This is a genomic window from Streptomyces otsuchiensis, from assembly GCF_004305975.1.
Taxonomy (GTDB): domain Bacteria; phylum Actinomycetota; class Actinomycetes; order Streptomycetales; family Streptomycetaceae; genus Streptomyces; species Streptomyces otsuchiensis.
In genome coordinates, this window is the sequence record NZ_BHZI01000590.1 from 1 (window position 1) to 547 (window position 547).

At 59.6% G+C, this 547-nt stretch carries 1 protein-coding gene; it reads right to left on the minus strand.

The features are described from left to right. Positions 1 to 547 (minus strand): RHS repeat-associated core domain-containing protein (locus E0D90_RS25985; protein ID WP_130800342.1); only part of this gene is annotated, 547 nt, incomplete at both ends.

Genomic DNA, 547 nt, shown 5'->3' on the forward strand with positions numbered 1-547 from the left:
CGGCAGAGCCACATGCAGTGGTGAACCCGATGTTCGCTGAGCATTCCTTCCAGGAATCAACATCGGGCCCCAGGAAGTTCCAAGCCTCCGTGGCTATTCCGGCTGGGTAGCTCCGTAGATATTCGTTGAGCGGATAGAGAGGGTCTCTCATGCCCGCCAAGGGTCCGGTAGGCGAATTCGACAGGCCACCCCAGGAAGCTGACACCGTACTTACGGAGTTACCCCACGAGGAATTAGTGGCGGTACTCCCCCTGTTCTGTTGCGCACTCCTCACGGGCGGTTTCCCGACCCCACGCACCCCGACGGACCTGACAATGTTCTGCGCAGCCTTGCGGACCGTACGGACGGTCTTCTTGATGGATTTGGCTATCTCCTTGAAAAAGAGCCCTGTCGGGTCGGTGAAGGCAAGGGGGTTGTTGTTGGCATAGGTGTAGCCGTGGATCTGTTGGGGATCGGTCAGGTCCATGATCGGGTCGAGCGAGATGAATCGGCCGAGGGCCGGGTCGTACTCTCTCGCGCCGATGTTGTACAGACCGGTGGTGGCGTC